This window comes from Agromyces sp. Y575, from assembly GCF_059445445.1.
The window spans coordinates 119,721-144,294 of sequence record NZ_JCAIUI010000004.1; the positions used below are offsets into that span (position 1 = coordinate 119,721).

The window sequence follows — 24,574 nt, forward strand, 5'->3', positions numbered from 1 at the left end:
TTGCGCGATAATGTGAACGCAAACATTCTTCTCAATCGGGCGACATTGCCCGCGATTCAAGGGGGGCCGCGCGATGACCGCGACCGACACTCGAACCAGCGTTGATCAAGTGGCTGCGCTCACATACCGCGACAGCGTGTTGCTGCGCAACGGTCTCCCTCACCGGATGCTCGCCGGGGCGGTGCACTACTTCCGGGTGCACCCCGAGCAGTGGGAGGACCGACTCCGTCGCCTCGCCGCGATGGGGGCGAACACGGTCGACACCTACGTCGCCTGGAACTTCCACGAGGAGATCGAAGGCGAGCCGCGATTCGACGGATGGCGCGACATCGAGCGGTTCATCCGCCTCGCCGGCGAGATCGGTCTCGACGTGTACGTGCGGCCGAGTCCGTACATCTGCGCCGAGTGGTCCAACGGCGGCCTGCCCAGTTGGCTGACCGGCCGCACCCGGAGCATTCGCAGCAGCGACCCTGCGTACCGCGCCGCAGTCGAGAGCTGGTACGCCGAGCTCCTCCCCCGACTCGCTCCCCTGCAGGCCGCACACGGCGGCCCGATCGTCGCCGTGCAGATCGAGAACGAATACGGCTCGTTCGGGACCGACCGTGAACACTTGCACCACCAGCGCGATCTGCTCCGCCGGTACGGCATCGTCGAACTCCTCACGACCGCCGACGGCATCACTGCGGGCATGCACGCCTACGGCTCGGTCGAGGGCGCCATGCCGAGCTTCACGTTCGGCACGGGTGTGTCGGCGGCCGTCGACCTCCTCCCCCCGAACACCCCGCTCGTCTGCAGCGAGCTGTGGGGCGGGTGGTTCGACCACTGGGGTGAGCAGCACCACGTGCGCAGCGCCCCCAGCATGATCGGCACCGTCGACGAGCTCCTCGCCGCGGGCGGCTCCGTCAGTCTCTACATGGCGCACGGCGGCACCAACTTCGGTCTGTGGAACGGTGCCAACTGGGACGGCGTGATCCAGCCGACCGCCACGAGCTACGACTCCGATGCGCCCATCGCCGAAGACGGCCGTGTGGGCGCCAAGTTCGAGGCACTGCGCGCTTCGTTCGCTCCTTTCCACGATGGACCGCTGCCCGAGCTGCCCGATGCGCCGCGCTTCCAGGCACCTCGCACGGTGTCCCTCGCGCCCGAGGCATCGCTCATCGAGGCAGTCCGTGCGCTCGCCGCGAGCGATCCTCGCCCCCACCCCGCAACCTTCGAGGAGATCGGCGTCGCGGAGGGCCTCATCGCCTACGAGACGACCGTCGTCGTCGAGGAGGGTGAGAACGTCCTCGCCCTCAAGGGTCTCCACGACCGCGCCACCGTCTTCATCGACGGGAACCGTGTCGCCACACTCGACCGCGACGGGGAGACGAGCACCGTGCTCCCAGTCTCCGAGCGGCCGGTCGTCGTCACGCTCATCGTCGAGAACGTCGGTCGAATCAACTACGGTCCGAAGATCGGCGAGCACAAGGGCATTCTGGAGGGCGTCCTCCTCGGCCGTCGCTACGCCCACGGCTGGACCCACCGGGTCATCCCGATGGCGGCGCCGGAGCCCGCCGGAGCATCAGGCGCCGACGGATACGCCGTGGCCGGGTTCGACGTCGCCGAACCCGCCGACGCGTGGCTCGCCTTCCCCGGCGGAGTCAAGGGCTTCGTCTGGGTCAACGGATTCCTCATCGGCCGCTATTGGAACGTCGGCCCGCAAACGACCTTGTACGCCCCGGCCCCGCTCTGGCGCGCGGGACGCAACACCGTGCGCGTGCTCGACCTCGAGCAGCTCGGCGGCACCGTCGAGGTGCGCGACCAGCCCGAACTCGGCGCGGTCGAAGAGTTCATCGGCTCCTGACCGAGCCTCAGACGAGGAAGGCCCGCGGCATTCGCCGCGGGCCTTCCTGTTCGAAGCGAGGTGTCGAAGGGATCAGCCCTTGACTGCTCCGGCCGCCAGGCCCGAACGCCAGAAGCGCTGCAGGCTGAAGAACAGGATGATCAGCGGGACCACGCCCAGCAGTGCGCCGAGCATCACCGCGCCCTTGGCCGGCGCGAAGTAGCTCATCATGCCGAACAAGCCGAGTGTGACTGGCTTGAGTTCCGCTGACGAGACCATCATCAGCGGCAACAGGAAGTTGTTCCAGGTCGCCACGAAGATGAACAGGAAGATGGTCACCATCGCCGGAGCCAGCAGTCGCATCACGATCGTGAAGAAGATGCGGATCTCCCCGGCTCCGTCGATCCGTGCCGCCTCGAGCAGTTCCGCCGGCACCGCGTCCTGTGCGTAGACGATGCCGAGGAACACACCGAACGGCGAGACCGCCGACGGGATGATGATCGCCCACGGGGTGTCGACGAGACCGAGCGCATGGAACTCGAGGTAGAGCGGCACCGTGAGCAGTGCGACGGGCAGGAGCAGGCCGGCCATGATGACGCCGACCGCGATCGTCTTGCCCGGGAAGACGAACTTGGCGATCGCGTATCCCGCCATCACGGCGAAGAGTGTGCCGATCACCCCGGCGGTGACCGAGTAGAAGATCGAGTTGCCGACCCATTGCCAGAACATGCCCTGGGTCCAGACCATGAGGCTCTCGTAGTTCGCCGGCAGGTTCCACTCGGCGAACCAGAACCCGAACGACGAGGTGAGATCGCGATTGCTCTTCGTCGACGCGATCATGACCCACAGCACGGGCGCGAGGAAATACAGCGTCGCCACGACGAGCACTGCGACGCCGATGACGCGGGCGAAGGGGCCCGGCAGTTCGGATTTCGGCGGGCGGTCGGGCGCGGCCTTGCGGGCGCGACGCTTCGCGGATTCGATGAGTGTGCCGCTGCTCATGCCGAGGCTCCCTTCCGCCGCTGAAGCAGCGCATAGACGATCGCGAGCACGCCCGCGATGACCGCCATCAGCAGCGAATAGGCCGATGCCGGACCGGTGCCCGACGGCGAGACCGCACCCATCATCGAGTTGTACGTCAACATCATCGGTGTGAAGGCCTTGCCCATCCAGGGGTTCGCGCTCTCCATGATCACCGGCTCGTTGAACAGTTGGATGGTGCCGATGATCGACAGCAGCACCGCGAGCAGTGCCGCACCGCGCACGAGCGGGATCTTGATGCGCGTCGCGATCTGCCAGCCCGAGGCGCCGTCGAGGCGGGCGGCCTCGTAGAGGTCTCTGGGTATCGTCTGCAGCGCCGCGAGGAAGATGAGCATGTTGTAGCCCGTGTACGTCCAGGTGGTCATGTTGGCCATGGACGCCAGGATCGTGCCCGGCGCCATGAAGTTCGTGCCCTCGGGGAGGTACTGCATGAAGGGCGAGACCTCGGGCGTGTAGAGGTAGAGCCAGATCATCGCCGCGATGACACCGGGGATCGCGAACGGCAGGAAGAACGCCAGGCGGAAGAAGCCGGGCCGCCGCACGATCAAGGTGTCGAGCAGGAGCGCCAGCCCGAGCGCGGCCACGATCATCACGGGGATCTGGAAGAGCGCGTACAGCAGCACCCGCCCCATGCCCGCCCAGAACGGGGCACTGCCGATCGCGAGTGCGAAGTTGTCGAAGCCGACGAAGGTGTCGACGAGCTCACCGCCGCCGTACAGCCCGTCACCGGCCGGAAGCTCGGTGAACATCGACGAGCGGATCGACACGACGATGGGCACGAGGAAGACGACGATGAAGAGCAGGGAGAACGGCGCCATGAACATCCAGCCGGTCAACGCCTGATGGCGGGCGCTCCTGCTGCGCTTCGTGGCCCCGCCGTTCGTGCCCCGGGCGCGTTTCGTGCTCCCGGCGTCTTTCCTGCTCCCGGCGTCTGCTCTGCTGCCGGCGCGGGCCTGAGTGGAAACGGTCATTGTGGTCGGTCTCTCCTTTCAACCTCGATTCGGCGGCGGATCCCACGACACGTCATGTGATCCGCCGCCGTGGCGATCAATCGTCGGCTCGCCTCACTTGGAGACGGGCAGTCCGAGGTCTTCGAGCGTGGCGACCGCGGTCGTCTGCGCGGTGGTGAAGATGTCAGCGACCGTGGCGCTGCCGTCGGCGACGCCCGATGCGGTCTCGTTCATCTTGGTCAGCGAAGCGAAGCCCGGTGCGTACACGAAGTCGGGGTTCAGGTTGCCGGACGCCGTCGCGAGCTCGGCGAGCACGTCCTGGCCGCCGAACTGGCGGAGCATCTTCTCGCTCGTGGTCGGCGTGCCGTTGGCAGCGACGACGAGACCCTGTGAAGCGAGGTCGTCGATCTGCGTGTTGAACCAGGCGTTGAACTCCATCGCCTCGGCCGGGTGCTCGCAGCCCTTCGTGACGGCGACGCCGGAGCCCCCATCGGGGCCGGTCAGCGTGCCTGCACCGAAGTCGGGCAGCTGGGCGATGCGCCACTGGCCCTCGGCCGGGGTGCCGTCGAGGGAGTCGAGCATGAAGCCGGCCTCCCATGCCGCGCCGACGTGACCGATCAGGCTGCCGTCGTTGAGTGCCTGGGTGAAGGCCTCGCCCCAACGCTCGGTGGCCAGGGTCTGCTTGTTGTCGACCAGGTTCTGCCAGAACGCGGCGACCGTCTGACTGCCTGCGCCCTCGGCGTCGACGGTCCAGCCGCCATCGCTCGAGCCGAACCAGGAGTCGCCCGCGGCCGCTGCCTGCGCCGACAGCCAGGAGAGCGCCTCGTCAGGAGTGAAGGCGGTGACGTACTTGCCGGCCGCTGCCGCCGTGGCGGAGTCTGCGGTCAGTTCGTCGAGCGTGGTCGGCACCGTGAGACCGAGGTTCTCGAACTCCGTCGCGTTGTAGAAGTACACGAGGGGGCCGGTGTCTTGAGGGAAGCCGACGACCGCGTCGCCGACGGTCATCATCGCGTATGCACCGGCCGAGAAGTCGTCCTCGTGCGCCGCGGCCTCGTCTGCCACGTCTTCCAGTAGTCCCTTGACGTACATCTGCGGAACCTCGGAGTACCCGATCTGGGCGAGGCACGCTGCATTGCCGGCCTTGACGTCGGTTTCGAGCTTCAGGATCATGTCCGTCGCCGCACCGTCGAACTTCGTCGCCTTCACCTGGATGTCGGGGTTCTCCTCGTTCCAGCGGTCCACGATCTCGCTGACCGGCGTCATTCCCTCACCGTCGGGCAGACGGTGCAGGTAGGTGATCTCGACGGGACCGTCGGCGTTGCCCGAGCCGCTGCCGGTGCTGCAGGCCGCGAGCGCGAAGACGGAGATCGCCGCGACCGTCGCAGCAGCGGCGGTGCGTGCGAAGCGAGTCCTGGATGTCATGTGTCGCTCCTCTTTGAGAGAATCGCCGCCCGTTGGTGCACGGGCGGGCCCACCTGCCGGTTCAGTGCGCTCGTGCGCACCTCGTCGACATCGATGGAATGAATGTTTGCGTTCACATTACCCCTCTCACCCATAAACTCAAGTAACGCTCGTGAATCTCTGCTCGGAATGTACAGCGCGAACACTCCGACACCGCGACGGTGTTGCCTGCGAAGATGGGGTGACCCGCGGGCACCACCCGTCACCGATACCGAAAGAACGGATGAAGCCATGACCGGCATCGTTCCCGCACCCGTCCAGATCGAACTCCACGCGGCGGTCGCGCCGTTCCGTTTCGTCGATGGCGTTCATATTGTCGCACCGGGAGTTGCGAGGAACATCGGAGCCCTGCTGGCCGCCGAACTCCTCGCCGTCACCGGCCGCAAGCTCCCTGTCGTCGACTCCGAGGTCGGCTCGCCAACCGACGGCGTCATCGGCATCTCCCTCGTCCTGCGTGCGAGCGACGAGGCGAGCGACGAGGCGTACACCCTCGAGGCATCCGCTCTGGGGGTCGTCATCACCGCGAGCACGCCGACCGGGTTGTATCGCGGCACGCGGTCGCTTCGACAACTGCTGAGCGCGCACGACCATGTACCGAGCTCCGCCGCTGAGTGGACCGTGCCGGCGCTCTCGATTCGCGATGCTCCGCGCTTCGCCTATCGCGGCGCCATGCTCGACGTCGTGCGGCACTTCTTCCCCGTCGACGACGTGCTGCGCCTCGTCGACGCGATCGCGATGCTGAAGATCAACCACTTCCACCTGCATCTCACCGACGATCAGGGCTGGCGCATCCAGATCGACTCGTGGCCCGAGCTCACCGGCATCGGCGCGTCGACGGCTGTCGACGGTGCGGCCGGAGGGTTCTACACGAAGGCCGACTACGCCCGCATCGTCGACTACGCCGCCGAGCGGTTCATCACCGTCGTGCCCGAGATCGACCTGCCGGGCCACACCAATGCGGCCCTCAGCGCCTACCCCGAGCTCAATCACGACGGCGTCGCCCGCGCTCCGTACGAGGGGGTGAAGGTCGGGTTCTCGTCGCTGAGCGCCGCGCCCGAGCGCGCGGAGGCGACCGACCGGTTCCTCGACGACGTCATGCGCGAGGTCGCCGAGATCACGCCCGGCCCCTGGCTCCACATCGGCGGCGACGAGTCGTGGTCGACACCGGCCGCCGAGTACCTCGATCTCGTGCAGCGCATCACGAGCGCTGCAGCTTCGACCGGCAAGACGGTGATCGGATGGCATGAGATCGGCGCGTCGACCGCGCTGCCCGCCGGCACGGTCGCCCAGTACTGGAGCTACCTCGTGCCGCAGGAGAACGCGGGCACGGTCACCTCCGCCGTGGTCGAACAGGGCGGGCGCGTGATCATGTCGCCCGCAGATGCCGCCTACCTCGACATCCAGTACCCCGGGGCGCCGGCGACCCCGAACGGTTACGAACTCGGGCTCGACTGGGCCGACGGCCCCACGTCGCTCGAGGCCGCCTACTCATGGGAACCGACCCGGATCGTCCCCGGCGTCGGAGAGGCCGACGTCCTCGGCGTCGAAGGGCCGATGTGGACCGAGACGGCCCTGACGATCGACGATGTCGAGTTCATGGTCTTCCCGCGTCTCGCGGCGATCGCCGAGATCGGCTGGTCGCCCGCGCCGGGGGACGGTGCCCGCGACTATGCCGACTTCGCCGGGCGGGTCGCTGACCTCGCCGCGCTCTGGGATGCCGCGGGCACGGTGTACTGCGCGGTCGACGACGTCGCGAGGCCGCGCACCGCGTGATGGTCGCGACCGTTCCCGACATCGGCACCGGTCGCGCGAGCGCGGCGTGGTCGCGTGCAGTGCGGCCGCGTGCAGTGCGGCCGCGTGCAGTGCGGCCGCGCACAGCACGGTCGCCTGCAACACGAGCGGATGCCGCGAGGCCGGATGCCGCAGGGTTCGGCGACCCCGCGGCATCCGCTCGGCGCTACTTGACGCTGCCTGCGGTGAGGCCGCCGACGAGGCGCTTCTCGATGATCATGAAGAGGATCACGACGGGCACGATCGCGACGATCGAGACCCCGAACACGTACTGCCACGAGGTCTCGTACTGGCCGACGAACTTCGTGAGGGCGACCGAGAGCGGCTGATTGCCCGCGGTCGAGAGGATCACGAGCGAGGCCGCGAACTCGTTCCAGCACGCGACGAACGTGAACACGATCGCGGTCACGATGCCGGGCCAGACGAGCGGGAGGCTGATCGTGAAGAGCACGCGCAACCGCCCGGCGCCGTCGATCTGCGCGGCCTCGTCGACCTCCTTGGGCACGCCGGCGAAGAACGAGTGCATGATCCACACGGCGAACGAGAGGTTGAACGCGGCGTTGATGAAGATCATCGCCGCCCACGTGTCGATCATGTCGAACGCGAGGAACTGGCGGAAGAGCCCTGAGGTGAGCACCGCGGGCTGCAGCATCTGCGTGACGATCACGAGGAAGAGGAACACCATGCGGCCCGGGAACTTGAACCGCGCGGTGTAGTACGCCGCGGGCATCGCGACGAGCAGCACGAGCAGCGTCGCGACTCCCGCGATGATGATCGTCGAGATGAGGTTCTGCACGAGCGGCGTCTCGGGCGTCGACCACATGTTGATGTAGTTCTCCCAGTGCCACTCCGTCGGGAAGTAGGTGGGTTCGACCGAGCGGATCTGCGCCTTCGTCTTGACCGAGCCGAAGAACATGATCGTGTACGGCAGCACGAAGATGAGCAGCACGATGAGCCCGGCCAGCATGCGCCAGATCAGTTTGCCGAGCGGCACCTGGTCTTCGGTGTAGCGGCGCTTCCGAGCGGATGCCGCGGGCGGGGCGATCGTCTCGAACGCGTGTGCGGTGACGGCCATGCTCAGACCTCCTTCATGGGCTTGACCACACGCACGTAGATGGCGACGATCACGATGACGATGATGAAGGCGACGACGGAGAGCGCGCTCGCGACGTCGACCTTGTGCTGGTTCTGGATGTACTTGAAGATCATCGTCATGATCGTGTCGGCGTCGTAGCCGGGAATCGACCCGGTCATCACCTTCAGGATCGGCAGCGAGTTGAAGACGTTGATGATGTTGATGAGCACCGCGACCGAGAGGGCGCCGCGCAGTTGCGGCAGTACGACGCCCCAATACGTGCGAACCGGCCCTGCTCCGTCCATCTTCGCGGCCTCGAGCACGTCGCCCGGCACCGTCTGGAGTCCGGCGAGGATCGTGTACGTCGTGAACGGCAGCGACACGAACACCGCGACGACGATCGACCAGGCGAAGGCCGTCTCGGGGTTGCGGGTCCACCCGTAGCCCTCGGGCGTGTCGACGAGCCCCACGTCGACGAGGAAGGTGTTGATGATGCCGAAGTACGGCTCCAGACCGTAGTAGACGACCATCGTCGTCATGACGACGGATGCCGCCCACGGGATGATCACCGCCAGGCGCACGATGCGCCGGCCCGGGAACGCCTTGTTCAGCAGCTGGGCGAGGACGAGCGAGATGAGCACGGTGGCCGCGACGACCACCACGACCCAGACGATCGTGCGGCCGAAGATCGGCCAGAAATAGGGGAAGGAGAAGACCTCGACGTAGTTGTCGAAGCCGACCGAGCCCTTGTCGACCCCCGAGATCGAGATGTCGCGGGTCGAGTTGAAGAACATGACGACGGCCGGGAACAGCACGACGCCGAAGATGAGGATGAGGGCAGGGCCGATCCACGGGAGCGAGGCGAGGAACTGCCGCCCGCCTCGGCGAGGCTTGACCTGTTCGGCCCGCCCACTGGGCGCAGCCTGCCCGCCGGGGCGGGGGCGGCCGGTGGCCGCCCCCGCTGGGATCGATGACGTATCGGGTGTCGTGCTCATGGTTCGGCGGTCACCGATCCCTCCGGGTATTGCGCAACGGACGTGCTGGTCGAGCGGGGTGGGATCAGCCCGCGTCGGCCTGTGCCTGGATCTCGGTCAGCACATCTTGTGCGGGCTTCGTCTGGAGCTGTCCGAACAGCGCCTTGAATGCGGCATCCGTCGCCGACCACTGCGGGTTGGTGCTCGGGTAGAACTGCGCGTCGGGCAGCACCTCGAGGAACGGCGCGAGCGCCTCCTCGGAGGCGAGCGCCTCGGCACCCGACTTCGTGACGGGAAGGAAGCCCTCGGCCTGCACCCACGGCACGTACACGTCGGACGTGTAGTAGTAGTCGAAGAACTTCGTGATCGCGTCCTGCTTGTCGTCGTCGTTCTGGAAGGCCATGAGCTGGTCCATGACGCCGACCGTCATGGGGCTGCCGTCTTTCGTGGGGATCGGGACGACCGAGTAGTCGAGCTCGGGGTTGTTCTCCTCGATCTGGCCGACGGTCGGCGGGAGGCCGACCTGCATGCCGATCTTGCCCTGGATGAAGATGTCCATGAGCGGCGAACGGTCGGTCGAGCCCGGGTCTGCCTGCGTGGCACCGGCGTCGATCATCTTCTTGATCTGGTCGGCACCGGGCAGGTTCGCCGGGTCGTCGATGGTGATCTCGGTCGCGTCGCCGAACGTGCCGCCGCCGCCCCAGAGCCACACAGCCGCTTCGGCCTGCGCCTCTTCGGATCCGAGGGGCATGCCGTAGCCGGCGATGCCGCCGCCGAGGGCCGAGACCTTGGTCGCCGCGTCGAGCAGCTCATCCCAGTTGGTGGGGGGCGCGGTGACGCCCGCCTGCTCGAGCAGGGCGTTGTTGACGAAGAGCGCGCGTGCCGAGGCGATCAGGGGCAGTGCGTACGCAGTGCCGTCGACTTCGGCGTTCGCGATGAACGAGTCCTGGAAGTCGCTGAAGGTCTCGGGCGAGACGACGTCTTCAGCGGGGTACAACAGCTCGTCGGCGGCGAAACCGGCGAAGGGGCCGCCGTTGTAGATGTCGGGTGCCTCACCGCCCTGGATCTTCGTGGCGATGAGGGTCTCGAGGTTGTCCCACGACGCCACCTCGAGCTTGACATCGATGTCGGTGTTCTCGGCTTCGAAGCCCTCGATGACGTCTTCCCAGAGGCCCTGGGTGTTGTCGGAGTAACTCGGCACGAGCAGGTCGAGCGTGGTCTTGCCACCGGCTTCCTCGCCCGACCCGCCGCCGAAGCCGCAGGATGCGAGCGTGAGCGATGCCGTGGCCGCGAGCGCGACGGCCGCGCCGAGGCGCAGAGACTTCTTCATTGGATGCTTCCTCACTGTGGTGGATGGTGCACCAGCGCCCGTGGAAAGAACTTCGCGCGACGGTGCGTGTGTTCGGGAACCGCACTTGACGACTGTGGCTGAGTGCTATTTCCTGAACGTTTCGGCGAGCAAACGATCACGTCCGTTCACTCGACGCACGAAAATCTATGTCGGATGCCTCGGGCCCGTCAAGACGCGCAGCGGATTCGTTATGAGATTTTGTTCAGATCCCTGACAAACTCCGATGTCACGCGGAGCCGCTTGAATCGAGCGCTCGAGTGATCGTTGGACACATGTTGCAATCATCTGCGATCATTGAGTGTCATGCCGCCGCGGGGTTGCCACGGCGGCCGTCGCACACCTGTCTGGAGCCCCACGTGACCGACCAACCGACCACCGCACACACGACCGGCGAAGCTGTTCCCGCCGCCGCTGAACACATGTCCGCCGAACTGGCCTCTCAGCCCGAGACCTGGGCACGCGCCACCGAGCTCCGTGCCGAGCAGTCGCTCCTGCCGGCCCGCGGCGCCCGAATCGCGGTCGTGGGCTGCGGCACGTCCTGGTTCATCGCGCAGTCGTACGCGTGGTTGCGCGAAGCCGGCGGCCACGGCGAGACCGACGCATTCGCGGCATCCGAAGCCTTCGTCGACCGCGGCTACGACGCGGTCGTCGCCCTCACCCGATCGGGCACCACCACCGAGGTGCGCCAGCTCGTCGAGGGGCTCCGCGGCCGCGTGCGCACCATCGGCGTCATCGGCGATGCCACGTCACCCCTCGTCGACCTCGTCGACGAAGCCGTGACCCTCCCCTTCGCCGACGAGCGCTCGGTCGTGCAGACCCGGTTCGCGACGACCGCACTCGCGCTCTTCCGCGCCTCGCTCGGCGAAGACCTCACCGGCGCGATCGCCGATGCCGAGCGCGCGGTCGCCGAAGACCTCGCCCCCGAGCTGACCGACGCCGAGCAGTACACCTTCCTCGGTCGCGGCTGGTCGGTCGGCCTCGCCCACGAGGCGGCGCTCAAGATGCGGGAAGCCTCGCAGTCGTGGACCGAGTCATATCCGTCGATGGAGTACCGCCACGGCCCGATCGCGATCGCAGCTCCGGGCCGAGTGACATGGCAGTTCGGCGAGGCGCCCGACGGACTCGCCGGCGACGTCGCCGCGGCCGGGGCGCACTTCGAAGCGGGCCGCCTCGACCCGATGGCCGAACTCGTGCGCGCACAGCGCGTCGCACTCGCCCGTGCCCGCGCGAAGGGCCTCGACCCCGACTCGCCCCGCAACCTCACCCGTTCCGTCATCCTCGACGCGTGATGAACGAGCACCCGTCTCACGACGCGTTCCCGCTCGGCCCGGGCGCGGCCGTGCTCGCGTTCGACGTGGGAGGCACCGACACGAAGTCGGCGCTCGTCGATGCCTCGGGCCGGGTGCTCGGACTCCGCCGCACGCCGACGCCGGTCGACCCGGCCGACGCCGACCCCGGCCGGACGATCGTCGCCTCGATCGGCGTGCTCGCCCGTGAGCACCTGGCCGCGGCCCCCGGCATCGTTCCGGTGGCCGCGGGCATCAGCGTGCCCGGTCTCGTCGATGAGGTCACCGGTGTCGGCATGTTCGCGTCGAACCTCGGTTGGCGCGACGCCCCCATCCGTGACCTCGCCGAGCGCGCGCTCGGCTTGCCCGTGGCGTTCGGCCACGACGTGCGCGCGGCGGGCGACGCAGAGCACCGCCTCGGCGCGGCCCGCGGCTACGGCGATGTCGTCGTGCTCGCCATCGGCACCGGCATCGCGAGCGCGCTCGTGCTCGGAGGCCGCCCCTACGCCGGCGGCGGCTATGCGGGCGAGATCGGCCACTCGCTCGCCGATCCGCTCGGCGAGCGGTGCGCCTGCGGGGCGATCGGATGCCTCGAGACGATCGCGTCGGCGGGTGCGATCGCCCGGCGCTACTCCGCGGCATCCGGTACTCGGGTGACCGGCGCTCGAGAAGTGCTCGACGCGGCGACCGCCGGCGACCCGCTCGCCAAGCGCATCTGGGACGACGCGGTCGAAGCACTCGCCGAGGCACTCGCCCGTCTCGTCGCCATCCTCGCCCCCGAAGCCGTGGTGATCGGCGGCGGTCTCGCACAAGCTGGTCCGGCCCTGTTCGCACCGCTCGGCACGCGGCTCGATGCGCTGCTCAGCTTCCACCGCCGACCGGCGCTCCTCCACGCCGAACTCGGCGACGATGCGGGCCTGCTCGGCACCGCGCTCGCGGCCCGCGACCTCGCCGCCGCACGCCGAGTCGGGGGCACGCCGTGATCGTCACCGTCACACCGAATCCGGCGCTCGATCTCACCTGGCACGTCGAAGGCCTGCGACCGGGCGAGACGCATCGCGTCGACACCGGAGCCGCACGCGCCGGCGGCAAGGGGCTGAACGTCGCACGCGTGCTGCACGCCGAAGGCCACGACGTGCTCGCGCTCACGACCTCAGGCGGCGCGGTCGGCGCCGAGTTCACCGCGGAGCTCGAGGCGAGCGGCATCCACCACCGCCTCGTGCGCGTCGCAGGCGCGACCCGCCGCAGCATCGCCCTCGTCGACGAGGCGAGCGGCGACACGAGCGTGCTGAACGAGCGCGGCGCCGCGCTCTCAGTCGCCGAAGCCGACGCACTCGCGGCGAACGCGCTCGAACTCGGTCGCGACGCCGACGTCGTCGCCATCTGCGGAAGCCTGCCGCCCGGGTTCGGCCCCGACGAGCTCGGCGCACTCGTCAGTGCGCTCACCGCCGAAGGCGTGCCCGTCATCGTCGACACGAGCGGGCCCGGAGTCCTCGCTGCCGCCCGTGCGGGCGCGACGGTGCTGAAACCCAACGCCGAAGAGCTCCGCGACGCCACCGGTCTCGACGACCCGGTGGCGGGGGTGACCGCCCTGCTCGAACTCGGCGCCCGAACGGTCGTCGCCTCACTGGGTTCTGAAGGCCTGATGGTCGTGACGACGGATACCCCTGGCGGCATCCGAGCCCGATTGCCCCGCTCGCTGCACGGCAACCCGACCGGGGCCGGCGACGCGGCGGTCGCCGCGATCGCCGTCGCCATCGCTGAGACGCCCGACCTCGCCGACGGCACGCCGGCCGCCACGGCCGCCCGCGAGCGCCTCGCCCGCCGGGCCGTCGCCTGGTCGGCCTCGGCGGTGCTCGCGCCGCTCGCCGGTGAGCTGTCACCCGAACACACGGACCTCGAGCGCGAGGTCGTCGTGAGCATCGACCCGAAGGAACACGCATGACCCTCACCCCCACTCGCATCCTGCTCGCCGACGCAGCCGAAGGCGGTCGGGGTATCGGCGCGTTCAACGTGCTGCACCTCGAGACCGCTGAAGCGCTCGCTGGCGCCGCTGAGGCGACCGGGCTGCCCGTGATCCTGCAGATCTCCGAGAACGCCATCCGGTACCACGGTGGCTTCGAGCCGATCGCTCGCGCGACGCTCGCCGTCGCCGAAGCCTCGAGCGCCCCCGTCGCGGTGCATCTCGACCATGCCGAAGACGCAGAGCTCGCGCTGCTCGCGATCGACCACGGCTTCGGCTCCGTCATGTACGACGGCGCGAAGCTCGACTTCGCTGACAACGTCGCCACGACCCGCCGGGTCGTCGACCATGCTGCGACCACGGGCGTACTCGTCGAGGCGGAGCTCGGCGAGATCGGCGGCAAAGACGGTGCACACGCACCTGGGGTGCGCACCGACCCCGACGAGGCCTCGCGATTCGTCACCGAGACCGGCGTCGGCGCACTCGCCGTCGCGGTCGGCTCTTCGCACGCAATGACCGAGCGGGTCGCCGCACTCGACCTCGAACTCGTCGGCCGGCTCCGGGCGGCGGTGCCGGTGCCGCTCGTGCTGCACGGGTCATCCGGAGTCGCCGACGAGACGATCGTCGCAGGCATCCGTGCGGGGCTCACGAAGATCAACGTGTCCACGCACCTGAACGCGCAGTTCACCGGCGCGATCCGCCGATTCCTCGACGATCATCCCGGCGTCGTAGACTCCCGAAAATACCTCGCCGCCGGCCGCGATGCCGTCGAAATCGAAGCTGCACGTCTCCTCCGCCTCTTCGCAGGGAAGGACCCCAACGGATGAACCGAGCCGAGCGTCTGAGCGCAGTGCTCGACCTGCTCGCCGAGAGCGGGCAGGTCGACGTCGACCAGATCGTCGATCGTCTCGAGGTGTCGCCAGCGACGGCGCGACGAGACCTCGATGCGCTCGCCCAGCAGCAACTCCTCACCCGCACGCGCGGCGGCGCGGTCGCACACTCGGTGGCCTACGACCTGCCGATCCGCTACAAGAACCAGCAGAACCCCGGCGCGAAGGCGGCGATCGCACTCGCGGCGAGCGCGCTCGTGCCGCGCGGTGCCGTGATCGGCCTCTGCGGCGGCACGACCTCCACCGCGATCGCCGACGCGCTCATGTCGCGCGCCGACATCATGGAACCGGCGCCCGACCCAAGCCTGACCGTCGTCACCAATGCGATCAACATCGCCATGCAGCTCGCGATGCGCCCGCAGATCAAGACCGTCGTCGCCGGCGGCGTCGTGCACGCCCGTTCGTACGAACTCGTCGGCGCCTACACCGACGCGGTGCTCGGCAGCATCACCCTCGACCTCGCATTCATCGGCGTGAACGGCATCGACGCGGATGTCGGCCCCACCTCGCACGACGAGCGCGAGGCCGCCGTCAACGCACTCATGGCCGCGCGTGCAACGCAGGCCGTGCTCGTCGCCGACTCGTCGAAGATCGACAAGCGGGCGTTCGCCGCGATCGGTCCTCGACGACTCTTCTCGACGATCATCACCGATTCGGGCGCCACCTTCGAGCAGCGCGAACGACTCTCCGATGCGGGCTACGACGTTATCGTTGCTTGAGTGAGCACTGCACCCGTCGTCATCCATTCCGCGCGTCTCGTGAGCGGCGCCGACACCGTCGCCGACGCGTGGGTCGCCTTCGACGGCGACCGGGTGAGCGCGCGCGGCATCGGTGACAGCTGGCGTGACGCGGTTCCACTCGCGTCGGCCCACGTGACGGATGCCGCGGGGCGATTCCTCACCCCCGGATTCATCGACATCCACTGCCACGGGGCAGGTGGCGCGGCCGTCGACGAGGGCGACGAGGCCATCGAGACCGTGCTCGCCGTGCACAACGCCCACGGCACGACCCGCACGGTGCTCTCACTCGTGACGGCGCCCGTCGAGCGGCTCGCAAGCGACCTGACGACGATCGCGCGATTCGCGGAGCGTGATCCCCGCGTGCTGGGCGCGCACCTCGAAGGACCGTTCCTCGACCGGGAGTTCCGGGGTGCGCATGATCCCGGGCTGCTGCGCGCCGCCGACGCGGCATCCGTCGACCTGCTGCTCGACGCGGCGGCGGGCGCACTGCGGCAGATCACGATCGCCCCCGAGCACGATGGTGCGCTCGCCGCCATCGGTCGGTTCGCCGATGCCGGCGTCAAGGTCGCGGTCGGCCACACGGGCGCCGATTTCGCGACGGCCCTCGCCGCCTTCGACGCCGGGGCCACGATCCTCACCCATGCCTTCAACGGCATGCGCGGCATCCACCACCGTGCGCCCGGACCAGTCGTCGCCGCGATGCACGCCGACCACGTCACCCTCGAGGTCATCAACGACGGCGTGCACGTGCACCCCGATGTCGTGAAGCTCGCCTTCGCCGGCGCGCCCGGTCGGGTGGCCCTCGTCACCGACGCGATGGCCGCAACAGGCTCCTCCGACGGCGTCTACGTGCTGGGATCGCTCGAGGTCGTCGTCGCCGACGGCGTCGCACGGCTCCGCGAGGGCGGCTCGATCGCCGGTTCGACCCTCACGCAGGATGACGCACTCCGGCGTGCGGTGCTCGAGTGCGGTATCCCGCTCGACGAGGCGGTCGGCGCGCTCACCGTCACGCCCGCCGCAGCGATCGACCGTGCTCACGACCTCGGCCGGCTCGATCGGGGGTTCGCCGCCGATGCCGTGCTCCTCGATGCCGAGCTTCGCGTCGAAGCCGTCTGGGCTGCGGGCGTACGGCTGCGCTGATCGTCGACGGGGCTCCTCGCCGATCGAGGCGGGGTTCGGAGGCGTGTTCCCCTTCGCCTCCGAAGCCCCCGCCCGTTCGAGCGGCGCATCGTTCCCCCCGATGCTGACCGCTCAGGCGCCGGCAGAGCCGGCGACCGTCTCGGGGTTCGGGTCGCCTGAGACGGCGGTGGGTGAAAGCGAATTTCGCCTTCACCCAGAGAGACGGCGGGTCCACGCATCTATGACGCGCATTCCGAAGAAATAATCTGCGCGCGCGCTTCACAGGGAATTCTGCTGAAATGTACTCACCCCGTGACTCGCGTCATGAATTGTACTTCGACGCGTCTCTTCAGTGGGCGACCCGCGACTCTGCGGATCCCCATCACCCGAAGGAGGCGAAGTGCCGCCGCTGCGCACCGACCGATCGGCCGACGCCGCGCTCATCGAGCGAACGCGCAAGGGCGACCGTTCGGCGTACGCCGAGCTCTGGGAGCGGCACTCCGCATCGGCGCGCACCGTGGCGCGCTCGTACAGTTCACTCGACCCCGACGACCTGGTCGCCGAGTCGTTCACCAAGATCTACAGCACGATCCTCGCCGGGGGCGGGCCGACGGGTGCGTTCCGTCCCTACCTGTTCACGACGATCCGCAACACGGCAGCAGGCTGGGGCCGTGCCCGTCACGAGACCACCCTCGAGACGCTCGAGTCCTTCGAAGACCCGGCGACGAGCGAATCGGCGACGCTCGAGGCGCTCGACCGCGGCGCAACGGCACAGGCCTTCCGCGCATTGCCGACCCGGTGGCAAGAGGTGCTGTGGTACTCCGAGGTCGAGAACATGACCCCGCAGCAGATCGCCCCGCTGCTCGGCATGAGCGCCAACAGCACGGCGGCGTTGGCCTACCGTGCTCGCGAGGGCCTGCGCCAAGCTTGGATCCGGGTGCACCTGCGCAACCCCTCCAACGATCCCGAGTGCCAGTGGAGCATCGATCGCCTCGGCAGCTACACCCGGGGCAAGCTCCGGCCCCGTGAGACGACGCGCCTCGAGGCGCACCTCGACGACTGCGCCCGCTGCACGATCGTCGCCGCCGAGGCACGCGACGTCGGCTCCCGGCTCGCGCTCGTGCTCCTGCCGCTCACTGCTGGCATCGGCGGGGCGACGGCGTACTCGGCCTGGCTCTCGCAGGGCGCGCCCGTGGCCGAGGTGGCGATGGGGGCGGCGGGCATGCCTGCCGTGCTCGTCGGACACGGCGCGGGAGCCGGTGCATCGAGTGCTGGAACGGCCGGCGCCGGCGCGACCGGTGCCGGCGCCGGCGCGACCGGTGCCGGCGCCGGCGCGACCGGTGCGGGATCAGCGGGTGGCGTCGCCGCCGGAACAGGGATCGGCGCCCTCGGGGGCACCGGTGTCGTCGTCGGCGTGGGCGCGGGCGTGCTCGTTGCCGCCGTCGCGGTCGCCGCCGCGATCGTCGTGCCCGGACTCACGGCTCCCGCCAACCCGCAGGCTGCTCCGCCGGCCGCGGTGTCCGAGGCCGGCGACGCCGACACCTCGACCAGCACGATTCCGGATGCCCCGGTACCGCTCCTCCCCGCTCCGCCGCCGCAGCCGCCGCTGGTCGAACCCGAACCCGAGCCCGAGATCGAGCCCGGGGTCGAGGCTCCGGAGCCGAACCCTGCCCCTGAGCCGAGTACGGAGGCACCCGCCCCCGGACCTGCCCCATCGCCCCAACCCGAGCCGGAACCCGAGCCGGAACCGGAACCGGTCGACACGGTCGCCCTGCCGCCGACCATCGGCACCGTTGACACGGCAGGCGGACTCGTCGCCCCCATCATCTCGGGCACGGCCGAGCCCGGCGCCACGATCGAGTTCCAGATCGGCGGCGCGAGCACCGAGCGTGCGAGAGCCTCCGTCGCCGTCGCGAGTACAGTCGTCGCCGATGAGGCCGGCGCGTGGCGCTTCGAGCCAAGCGACCTGTCTGCGGGCACGCACACAGTGACCGCGCGGCAAACGGATGTTGCGCAGAACGTGTCGGAACCGGCCGGGGTCGTCGAGTTCACCCTCGAGTCACCCGAATTGGAGGTCTACACCGCGGGCCACGTGTTCGTGGCATTCGCGTCGGGCCGAAGCAAGACCCCGGTGCTCGTCTCGAGCTCTCGCTGGGGTTCGCACCAGATCACGCTCAACGGCGCCGGTCAATACGCCCTGCTCTCCCTCGGCCGCATCGAAGAGGGCGACACGCTCACCGTGCAGTACGCGGTCGGCGGCCGGGTGGGCCCTGCGAGCTCAGCGGTCATCCACCGGTGGGGCAACGCCGAGATCGCAGCTTCGACGCCGGCGGAACAGACCCCGCTCCCCGGGTAATCTGGGCGGATGACCACCGTCGCACCCCCCGAACACCTGTACCACTGGGTCGTCACGCTCAGCTGCACCGACGGCCCGGGCATCGTGCATGCGGTGAGCGGGGCGATCGTGGCCGCCCGCGGCAACATCACCGAGAGTCAGCAGTTCGCGAGCCACGACACCGGTCGATTCTTCATGCGACTGCAGGTCGAGTCATCCGCCGCCCGTGCCGAGCTCGAGCAGGCGCTCGAGCCCGTGACCGAGCGCTGGAACATGCAGTGGCACCTCGACGAGGTCGCTCGTCCTCTCCGAACCCTCGTGCTCGCCTCGACCGCGGGGCACTGCGTCAACGACCTGCTGTTCCGCCAGCGAGCGGGGCAACTGACCGTCGAGATCCCGCTCGTGCTCTCCAACCACGGCACCCTCCGCGACCTGGTCGACTTCTACGGGGTGCCGTTCGAGTCGCATGCGGTCACGGATGCCGCGTCGAAGTCTGCATTCGAGCAGCGCGTGCTCGCCTCGGTCGACGAGCACGACATCGAGCTCGTCGTGCTCGCACGATACATGCAGATCCTCTCCCCCGAGCTCTGCGCGGCACTCGAGGGCCGCTGCATCAACATCCATCACTCGTTTCTGCCCGGTTTCAAGGGCGCGAACCCGTATCGTCAGGCGCACGCCCGCGGCGTGAAGCTCATCGGCGCGACGGCGCATTTCGTCACGAGCGACCTCGACGAAGGCCCGATCATCGAGCAGAACGTCGTGCGAGTGGATCATTCCCGCAGCCCGTCCGAGCTCGTCGCGATCGGGCAGGATGAAGAGAGTCGCACGCTCAGTCAGGCGGTCAAGTGGTTCGCCGAGCGCCGGGTGCTCGTCGACGGTGCACGCACGATCATCTTCCGCTGAGGACGCGGGTAGGCTTGATCGTCGTGACCGAAGCATCCCAGCACCACGAACCGCAGCCGAAGATCGGGCTGAACGACATACTGCGGTTCCTCCTCGAACTCTTCGCGTTCGTCTCTCTCGGCATCTGGGGCTTTCTCGCCTTCCCGCTCCCATGGCCCGGAGTACTCATCGGCATCGGTGCGCCGCTCCTCGCGATCCTGGTTTGGGCGCTCTTCGTCTCACCGAAGGCGGTGCTGCGGGTCGACACGTTCGGCAAGGCGCTCGTGGAGATCGCCGTCTTCTCCGCCGCGGCACTCGGCTGGTGGACCCTCGGCCAACCGGTGGTCGCGGTCATCTTCGCGGTCGTCGCCGCGGTCAGCGGCATCCTGAACGGCCGCAAGGAACTCGCTCGCTGACCCCGCGAGCGCTGTGCGGGCGCACGGCGAGCCTGTGCACCTCGCACCGGCTTGACGATCGGACGGCGACGGATGCCTCGGCGTCGGACTCCGCACCGCCGGCAGCGCGGAAGTGACCGATGACCGTGGTGCTCGGCCTCGGGCCGGGTTGCATGGTCCAGCGCATGATCGTCGACGACTTCGATGAAGAGGCCTACCTCAGCGCGCTCCCCGAGGCGCTGCCCCATTGACGCAGGCGGATGCCGCGGCATCCGCTCTGCAGCTCACGCAACGCAACCGCCCGCACACGTCAACCGTGCGTGCGCGTCCACCGCCCGCGCGGTTCAGATGCCTTGCCAGGCCGGCTTGTTCGCCCATGCATGCCGGTAGTAGTCGAGGTTCGCGAGCCCGGAAGCCGCGGCCTCGTCGACGACGACCGTCGTGTGCGGGTGCAACTGGATCGCCGAACCCGGCTGACTGGCCGACACCGCCCCCTCGACGGCCGCCGCGACCGCGTGCGCCTTCGCCTCGCCGAACGCGAGCAGCACGAGATGCCGAGCACGGAGGATCGTTCCGATGCCCTGCGTGATGCAGTGCATCGGCACGTCGTCGGGAGAATCGAAGAAGCGGGCATTGTCGAGACGAGTGGCCGCGGTCAGCGTCTTCACCCGAGCGTGCGACGCGAGCGAGGAGCCGGGCTCGTTGAAGCCGATGTGCCCGGTGCGCCCGATGCCGAGGATCTGCAGGTCGACCCCACCGGCCGCCTTGATCGCCCGCTCGTAGTCGGCGCCCGCGTGCTCGATCGTCGCCGGGTCGCCGTTGGGCACCCGCACGAGCTCGGGAGTCAGCCCGAGCGGTTCGACCACTTCGCGCGTGATCACGGCTCGATAGCTCTCGGGGTGTCCCGCGGGCAGCCCCACGTACTCGTCGAGCGCGAAGCCGCGCACGCCGCGCACGTCGATCGAGTCGGCGGCGATGCGGCGGGCGAGTGCGCGGTAACTCGCGAGCGGCGTGGAACCGGTCGCGAGACCGAGCACGACATCGGGCTTCGAGCGGATGAGCGAGACGATCGTGTCGGCGACGAGGGCGCCGGCGGCGTCCTCGTTCTCTACGATGACGATTTCAGCCATTGGTGTTCTCCTACGAGGGCGGCGCCGACAGCGGCCGCGGGGAATCCGAGTGGGATGACCTGCACGCGAGCCGCGAGGTCGATCGATGCGAGGAAGGCCGACTCGGCCGCCCACTGATTCAGGATACGGCGTGTGCCGGCGACGAGCGGCTCACCGAGCGCGGCGAGCCCCCCACCGATCACCACGGCATCGACGTCGACGGTCAGCGCGAGCAGGCGCACCGCCGCTGCAACCCCGGTCAAGAACTGCTCTTGCACGGCGAGCGCCCGTTCGTCGCCGGCCTCCGCCGCGTCGAAGAGCTCTCGCGCGGGGTGCTCCGACGCGGTCGGCCACGTGCGTGCGATCGCGAGTCCGGAAGCGATCGTCTCGAGGCATCCGCGCTGTCCACACCCGCACACCACGCCGGCGGGGTCGACCGGGACGTGCCCGATCTCGCCGGCGACGCCGTGCCCACCGCGCATCAGGCGCCCGTCGAGGAGCACTCCCGCCGAGAGGCCCGTACCGAGGTTCAGGTACGCCATCGACGTCACCCGGCGCTCCCTGAGCCTGCCGAAGGGGCCGTCGGCTACGCCGAGCAGATGGTGCGCGCCGACCGCGGCCGCCTTCACGTCGTTCTCGATGCGCACCTCGACTCCGAGTCGATCGGCCAGGCGCCGGCCGAGGTCGAGCCCCTCGAGCCCGAGGTTCACAGCGTGCTCCACCCGACCGGTGTCGCTGTCGACCGCGCCGGGGATGCCGACGCCGATCGACGTGAATGCCGAAGCGTCGACACCTGCGAGCTCGGTCATGCGCTCGACCATGCGGATCGCGGTGGCGACGACCGCCTCGGCGCCGAAGCCCGTGGGCATCCGCACCTGGTCGCTCAACTCTCCGTCGGCACCGATCGCCACCGCGGCCGTCTTGGTGCCGCCGATGTCGATGCCGAGCCTCACGGCGCGGCCACCGCGGCACTGAGCGCGTCGTCGACGAACTCGATGACCGCTTCGCCGACGAGTCGCGAGGCGCCGAACGTCGAGACGTCGGCATACGCCCGATCGTTCGAGGGCCAACCCATGTCGATCGTCACCACGTCGTCGCGCACGGCTCGCAGCGCATCGATCGCGGTTCGGGCGAACGGATGCCGGTGCAGGTTCTTGCCCACCACGAGCACCGTTCCCGCCAGCGCGGACGCGTCTGCGAGGTGCTCCTGCTCCGAGACGGTGATGACCTCGGTGTCGCCGAGCCATGACGGGTGCGCGCTGACGTCCTCTGCGGCGAACGGGCCCCACGGGGCCACACCCACGGCGATGTTCGCGACCGTGTCGATGCGCACGACGGTGCCGATGCGCGGCGCCTGCGCGAGGCGTGCACGCGCGGCATCCGACACCTCGAACGCGGCGATGACGCGGCCGATCTCTTTCAGGTCGTGCGGCGGCTCGATCGACGCCGACACGGCGGGCCCGTCGGGAACGGGCGCGGCCTCGGCCGCGAGAACGCGGACCCGTGCGGCCGATTCGCGAATGCGTTCGGCCGGAAGCCGGCCGGACTCGACCGCGGCCTCGACGGCCTCGACGATCTCGGCGATCTGCACGGCCGTGTTGTCGGAGCCGATGCAGAGCAGATCGCAACCGGCGGCGAGGGCGCGTACTGCAGCTTCGGGTATGCCGTGAACGCCGCTCGCCCCCTTCATGTCGAGGGCGTCGGTGACGATGACGCCGTCGAACCCCAGCTCCCCGCGGAGCAGGCCGTTCAGAATCTGCGGGGAGAGGGTGGCCGGGTTCTCCGCGTCGAGCTGCGGAATGAGGATGTGCGAGGTCATGATCGTGCGGGAACCGGCTGCGATCGCCGCGCGGAACGGCACGAGCTCGCGCTCGCGGAGCGTCTCGAGCGGCACGTCGACGACAGGCAGGGCGAGGTGCGAGTCCGTCGCGGTGTCGCCATGGCCCGGGAAGTGCTTCGCGCTGGCAGCGACGCCCGTCTGCTGCAGCGCCGTGACCCAGGCCGAGGAGTGCCTCGCCACGAGCTCGGGGTCGGCGCCGAAGCTCCGCACCCCGATCACGGGGTTGTCGGGGTTCGCGTTCACGTCGACGTCGGGTGCGAACGTCACGGTGCACCCGGTCGCCGCGAGCGCTTCGCCCACGGCCCGCGCGACGCGTGCGGTGAGATCGAGGTCGTCGATGCGGCCGAGCACGGCGTTGCCGGGGAACGGCGCGCCTCGGTCGTGGAAGAGCCGCGTGACGTCGCCGCCCTCCTCGTCGATCGCGATCACAGCGAGAGGGTTCGCCTGGCGCAGCGACGCGTTCAGGCTGCGCAGTTGCTCGGGCGATTCGACGTTCGACCCGAACAGGCAGAGCCCGCCGAGCCCGCCGCGGAGCAGCTCGAGTACCCATTCGGGTGCGGTCGGGCCGTCGAAGCCCGGCAGCAGGGTCGTGAGGATGTCCCGGCGGAGGGCAATGCCCGCGCCGGTCGAGTCGATGCCGGTCATCCCTTGACCGCTCCGCTCACGAGACCGCCGACCATTCGACCCTGCACGAACAGGAAGAAGATGACGACGGGCAGGGCGATGAGCGTGGACCCTGCCATGACGGCGCCCCAGTTCGTCGCTTCGGTCGCCGACTGGAAGGAGTTCAGCCAGGGCGGGAGGGTGAGGTTGTAGCCCTTGAGCAGGAGGAGGGCCATCAGGAACTCGTTCCAGCTCTGGATGAACGCGAAGATACCGGTGGCGACGAGACCCGGTGCGAGCAGCGGGAAGGTCACCTTCCAGAACGCCTGCGCCTTCGAACAGCCGTCGATCTGGGCCGCCTCTTCGAGCTCGGCCGGCACACCCCTGACGAAGCCACGCAGCGTCCAGATCGTGAACGGCACCACCGCGGCGAGGTGCACGACGAACAGCCCGAGGAGGGTGTTGATGAGGCGCCAGTCGTCGATCATGTTGTAGATCGTGAACATCATCGCCTCGCCCGGCACCATCTGCACGACGAGCACGCTCACGATGAAGACGACGCGGCCTCGGAAGGCGAAGCGGGCGATCGCGATCGAGGCGAGGAACGCGATCAGCGCGCCGACCACCACGACGGCGAGGCCCACGGTGAGGCTCGAGACGAGTGCGTGCGGAAAGTCGGTCTGACCGGGTGCCGCTTCGCGGGTCCATGCCGTCACGTAGTTCTTCAGCGTGAAGTCGAACGGCAGAAAGCTCGGGTTGCGGCTGATGATCTGGTTCGGCGGGGTGAACGACATGTTCACCATCCAGTAGACCGGGAAGACCGAGCAGACGATCACGATGAGCGCGAAGACGTTGAGCCCGAACCGCCCGGCGATCCCCTTGGTTCGGCCAGCGCGTCGGCCGAGTCGGCCGCCATCGCCGATCGTGGAAGCGGTACGCGTGGACGT

21 protein-coding genes are annotated in these 24,574 nt (G+C 69.0%); 11 read left to right on the forward strand and 10 right to left on the reverse strand.

The window, feature by feature from the left end:
* Positions 1 to 109 precede the first annotated feature (109 nt).
* Entirely contained in the window at positions 110 to 1,843 is a 1,734-nt protein-coding gene (locus tag AC1C2U_RS16565) for a glycoside hydrolase family 35 protein (protein WP_495362874.1), read from the forward strand.
* 72 nt (positions 1,844 to 1,915) lie between these two features.
* Here the strand turns inward: AC1C2U_RS16565 and AC1C2U_RS16570 are convergent, their stop codons facing one another.
* From AC1C2U_RS16570 to AC1C2U_RS16580, 3 genes are all read right to left on the reverse strand, one after another.
* The gene (locus AC1C2U_RS16570) at positions 1,916 to 2,824 is read right to left on the reverse strand and encodes a carbohydrate ABC transporter permease (RefSeq protein WP_495362875.1); all 909 of its coding nucleotides are present in this window, start codon (positions 2,822 to 2,824) and stop codon (positions 1,916 to 1,918) included.
* Positions 2,821 to 3,834 carry a carbohydrate ABC transporter permease gene (locus AC1C2U_RS16575; protein ID WP_495362876.1) on the reverse strand — a complete coding sequence of 338 codons (1,014 nt, stop codon included), beginning with the start codon at positions 3,832 to 3,834 and terminating at the stop codon, positions 2,821 to 2,823. The genes AC1C2U_RS16570 and AC1C2U_RS16575 overlap by 4 nt, the downstream gene beginning before the upstream one ends.
* A gap of 93 nt (positions 3,835 to 3,927) precedes the next feature.
* Positions 3,928 to 5,235, reverse strand: coding sequence for an ABC transporter substrate-binding protein (locus tag AC1C2U_RS16580; RefSeq protein WP_495362877.1), 1,308 nt, complete (start codon positions 5,233 to 5,235; stop codon positions 3,928 to 3,930).
* A gap of 270 nt (positions 5,236 to 5,505) precedes the next feature.
* Between AC1C2U_RS16580 and AC1C2U_RS16585 the strand changes: the two genes are divergently transcribed.
* Entirely contained in the window at positions 5,506 to 7,047 is a 1,542-nt protein-coding gene (locus AC1C2U_RS16585; protein ID WP_495362878.1) for a beta-N-acetylhexosaminidase, read from the forward strand.
* A gap of 184 nt (positions 7,048 to 7,231) precedes the next feature.
* Here AC1C2U_RS16585 and AC1C2U_RS16590 read toward each other — a convergent pair whose 3' ends face one another.
* The 3 genes from AC1C2U_RS16590 to AC1C2U_RS16600 all read right to left on the reverse strand — a co-directional run bounded on the left by AC1C2U_RS16590 (position 7,232) and on the right by AC1C2U_RS16600 (position 10,444).
* Positions 7,232 to 8,140, reverse strand: a complete 909-nt coding sequence (locus tag AC1C2U_RS16590) for a carbohydrate ABC transporter permease (protein WP_495362879.1) — start codon at positions 8,138 to 8,140, stop codon at positions 7,232 to 7,234.
* Between the two features lie 2 nt (positions 8,141 to 8,142).
* A complete protein-coding gene (locus AC1C2U_RS16595; protein ID WP_495362880.1) occupies positions 8,143 to 9,135 on the reverse strand; it encodes a carbohydrate ABC transporter permease in 993 nt (330 codons plus the stop codon).
* A 64-nt stretch (positions 9,136 to 9,199) separates the two neighbouring features.
* Complete coding sequence (locus AC1C2U_RS16600; RefSeq protein ID WP_495362881.1) at positions 9,200 to 10,444, reverse strand: extracellular solute-binding protein; 1,245 nt, start codon at positions 10,442 to 10,444, stop codon at positions 9,200 to 9,202.
* A gap of 440 nt (positions 10,445 to 10,884) precedes the next feature.
* On the opposite strand from AC1C2U_RS16600, the gene AC1C2U_RS16605 reads away from it, so the two are divergent.
* The 9 genes from AC1C2U_RS16605 (at position 10,885) to AC1C2U_RS16645 (ending at position 20,096) form a co-directional block, all read left to right on the forward strand.
* Positions 10,885 to 11,754, forward strand: a complete 870-nt coding sequence (locus AC1C2U_RS16605; protein WP_495363109.1) for an SIS domain-containing protein — start codon at positions 10,885 to 10,887, stop codon at positions 11,752 to 11,754.
* The gene (locus AC1C2U_RS16610; protein ID WP_495363110.1) at positions 11,754 to 12,734 is read left to right on the forward strand and encodes an ROK family protein; all 981 of its coding nucleotides are present in this window, start codon (positions 11,754 to 11,756) and stop codon (positions 12,732 to 12,734) included. Before AC1C2U_RS16605 ends, AC1C2U_RS16610 begins: the two co-directional genes overlap by 1 nt.
* A complete protein-coding gene (locus AC1C2U_RS16615) occupies positions 12,731 to 13,696 on the forward strand; it encodes a 1-phosphofructokinase family hexose kinase (RefSeq protein WP_495362882.1) in 966 nt (321 codons plus the stop codon). Before AC1C2U_RS16610 ends, AC1C2U_RS16615 begins: the two co-directional genes overlap by 4 nt.
* Positions 13,693 to 14,541: a class II fructose-bisphosphate aldolase gene (locus AC1C2U_RS16620; RefSeq protein ID WP_495362883.1), complete on the forward strand. Its 849-nt coding sequence runs from the start codon at positions 13,693 to 13,695 to the stop codon at positions 14,539 to 14,541. Before AC1C2U_RS16615 ends, AC1C2U_RS16620 begins: the two co-directional genes overlap by 4 nt.
* Positions 14,538 to 15,323 carry a DeoR/GlpR family DNA-binding transcription regulator gene (locus AC1C2U_RS16625; protein WP_495362884.1) on the forward strand — a complete coding sequence of 262 codons (786 nt, stop codon included), beginning with the start codon at positions 14,538 to 14,540 and terminating at the stop codon, positions 15,321 to 15,323. The genes AC1C2U_RS16620 and AC1C2U_RS16625 overlap by 4 nt, the downstream gene beginning before the upstream one ends.
* Positions 15,324 to 16,484 (forward strand): N-acetylglucosamine-6-phosphate deacetylase, encoded by a 1,161-nt coding sequence (gene nagA, locus AC1C2U_RS16630; RefSeq protein WP_495362885.1) that lies wholly within the window; start codon positions 15,324 to 15,326, stop codon positions 16,482 to 16,484.
* Between the two features lie 379 nt (positions 16,485 to 16,863).
* Positions 16,864 to 18,819, forward strand: a complete 1,956-nt coding sequence (locus AC1C2U_RS16635) for a sigma-70 family RNA polymerase sigma factor (protein ID WP_495362886.1) — start codon at positions 16,864 to 16,866, stop codon at positions 18,817 to 18,819.
* 9 nt (positions 18,820 to 18,828) lie between these two features.
* Entirely contained in the window at positions 18,829 to 19,701 is an 873-nt protein-coding gene (purU, locus tag AC1C2U_RS16640; protein ID WP_495362887.1) for a formyltetrahydrofolate deformylase, read from the forward strand.
* A gap of 23 nt (positions 19,702 to 19,724) precedes the next feature.
* Entirely contained in the window at positions 19,725 to 20,096 is a 372-nt protein-coding gene (locus AC1C2U_RS16645) for a YrdB family protein (protein ID WP_495362888.1), read from the forward strand.
* 323 nt (positions 20,097 to 20,419) lie between these two features.
* On the opposite strand, the gene AC1C2U_RS16650 is transcribed toward AC1C2U_RS16645, so the two are convergent.
* The 4 genes from AC1C2U_RS16650 to AC1C2U_RS16665 are packed head-to-tail and all read right to left on the reverse strand — an operon-like array spanning position 20,420 to position 24,550.
* Positions 20,420 to 21,205 carry a glucosamine-6-phosphate deaminase gene (locus AC1C2U_RS16650; protein WP_495362889.1) on the reverse strand — a complete coding sequence of 262 codons (786 nt, stop codon included), beginning with the start codon at positions 21,203 to 21,205 and terminating at the stop codon, positions 20,420 to 20,422.
* Positions 21,184 to 22,137: an ROK family protein gene (locus AC1C2U_RS16655; RefSeq protein ID WP_495362890.1), complete on the reverse strand. Its 954-nt coding sequence runs from the start codon at positions 22,135 to 22,137 to the stop codon at positions 21,184 to 21,186. The genes AC1C2U_RS16650 and AC1C2U_RS16655 overlap by 22 nt, the downstream gene beginning before the upstream one ends.
* On the reverse strand, positions 22,134 to 23,669 hold the full coding sequence (locus tag AC1C2U_RS16660) for a glycoside hydrolase family 3 protein (RefSeq protein WP_495362891.1): 1,536 nt from the start codon (positions 23,667 to 23,669) through the stop codon (positions 22,134 to 22,136). Before AC1C2U_RS16660 ends, AC1C2U_RS16655 begins: the two co-directional genes overlap by 4 nt.
* The gene (locus AC1C2U_RS16665; RefSeq protein ID WP_495363111.1) at positions 23,666 to 24,550 is read right to left on the reverse strand and encodes a carbohydrate ABC transporter permease; all 885 of its coding nucleotides are present in this window, start codon (positions 24,548 to 24,550) and stop codon (positions 23,666 to 23,668) included. The genes AC1C2U_RS16660 and AC1C2U_RS16665 overlap by 4 nt, the downstream gene beginning before the upstream one ends.
* Positions 24,551 to 24,574 lie beyond the last annotated feature (24 nt).

Bases quoted from the DNA above. Each gene is read 5' to 3' on its own strand.
- AC1C2U_RS16570 (WP_495362875.1), bottom strand. From the start codon at position 2,824: ATGAGCAGCGGCACACTCATCGAATCCGCGAAGCGTCGCGCCCGCAAG.
- AC1C2U_RS16575 (WP_495362876.1), bottom strand. From the start codon at position 3,834: ATGACCGTTTCCACTCAGGCCCGCGCCGGCAGCAGAGCAGACGCCGGG.
- AC1C2U_RS16580 (WP_495362877.1), bottom strand. From the start codon at position 5,235: ATGACATCCAGGACTCGCTTCGCACGCACCGCCGCTGCTGCGACGGTC.
- AC1C2U_RS16585 (WP_495362878.1), top strand. From the start codon at position 5,506: ATGACCGGCATCGTTCCCGCACCCGTCCAGATCGAACTCCACGCGGCG.
- AC1C2U_RS16590 (WP_495362879.1), bottom strand. From the start codon at position 8,140: ATGGCCGTCACCGCACACGCGTTCGAGACGATCGCCCCGCCCGCGGCA.
- AC1C2U_RS16595 (WP_495362880.1), bottom strand. From the start codon at position 9,135: ATGAGCACGACACCCGATACGTCATCGATCCCAGCGGGGGCGGCCACC.
- AC1C2U_RS16600 (WP_495362881.1), bottom strand. From the start codon at position 10,444: ATGAAGAAGTCTCTGCGCCTCGGCGCGGCCGTCGCGCTCGCGGCCACG.
- AC1C2U_RS16605 (WP_495363109.1), top strand. From the start codon at position 10,885: ATGTCCGCCGAACTGGCCTCTCAGCCCGAGACCTGGGCACGCGCCACC.
- AC1C2U_RS16610 (WP_495363110.1), top strand. From the start codon at position 11,754: ATGAACGAGCACCCGTCTCACGACGCGTTCCCGCTCGGCCCGGGCGCG.
- AC1C2U_RS16620 (WP_495362883.1), top strand. From the start codon at position 13,693: ATGACCCTCACCCCCACTCGCATCCTGCTCGCCGACGCAGCCGAAGGC.
- AC1C2U_RS16625 (WP_495362884.1), top strand. From the start codon at position 14,538: ATGAACCGAGCCGAGCGTCTGAGCGCAGTGCTCGACCTGCTCGCCGAG.
- purU (WP_495362887.1), top strand. From the start codon at position 18,829: ATGACCACCGTCGCACCCCCCGAACACCTGTACCACTGGGTCGTCACG.
- AC1C2U_RS16650 (WP_495362889.1), bottom strand. From the start codon at position 21,205: ATGGCTGAAATCGTCATCGTAGAGAACGAGGACGCCGCCGGCGCCCTC.
- AC1C2U_RS16660 (WP_495362891.1), bottom strand. From the start codon at position 23,669: ATGACCGGCATCGACTCGACCGGCGCGGGCATTGCCCTCCGCCGGGAC.